Genomic DNA, 700 nt, shown 5'->3' with positions numbered 1-700 from the left:
CTCCAACGCGTTCACGAAGTCGGGTCGAAAAGCGGCGAAAAAGCCGAAGCGTTCGCGCGCGCCTTCACCCCGACCGGAAATGTTCCAGCTGCCCCGCCCGGCAATCATGAATAAGACGGGCTAGACCGTCACGCCTGCCGCAACCGCCGGGCCTCGCCCGGCGGTTTTGGCTAGTGCCATCCAAGCTGAAAGCGGAAATGCTCGGGCGGGGCCCGGGCATGACGACGGGAGTGTTCGGCCGGATCGCCGCTAGACCCTGAATATCGTGAGCCCAAGGATCAGCAGCACCAGGAAGATCACGACGAACACGTAGAACAGGAAGCGCGCGATGTCGGCGGAGGCGGCGGAAATGCCGGTGAAGCCGAGCAGGCCCGCAATGATCGAGACCACAAGGAAGACCAACGCCCATTTCAGCAGTGTCATTGCTCGCTCCACAAACCGCGCGCGTCTTGCGCGTCCGCCGACAACGCCCGCCACCGACCCCGGTTCCAGAACGAAACAGATCCACTGAAATGACCGACCTCGACACCACGGAATCGGGACGATTGGGCCTTGCTGAATCGGGTTCCCGATTGCAACATCCGGCTGCAGACCCGGCTGGGGGCACCATGAAATCGATTGCTCACGCGGCTCCGGCCGTCGATGTCCAGGCAGCACCGAAGCTCCACAAGCGCAACGTCGCCCTGGACCGTGCACGCAC

At 63.3% G+C, this 700-nt stretch carries 2 protein-coding genes; one reads left to right on the top strand and one right to left on the bottom strand.

Annotated elements, in window-relative coordinates; all coding sequences use genetic code 11:
* Positions 1–249 precede the first annotated feature (249 nt).
* Complete coding sequence (locus AC066Y_RS43290) at positions 250–423, bottom strand: DUF1328 domain-containing protein (RefSeq protein WP_021077845.1); 174 nt, start codon at positions 421–423, stop codon at positions 250–252.
* Between the two features lie 89 nt (positions 424–512).
* Here AC066Y_RS43290 and AC066Y_RS43285 point away from each other — a divergent pair.
* The coding region (locus tag AC066Y_RS43285) for a hypothetical protein (protein ID WP_478279143.1) at positions 513–700 on the top strand (188 nt) is incomplete at its 3' end.

It is taken from the genome of Bradyrhizobium sp. USDA3010 (assembly GCF_056429065.1).
This window is presented reverse-complemented; position numbering and strand designations above follow the sequence as displayed.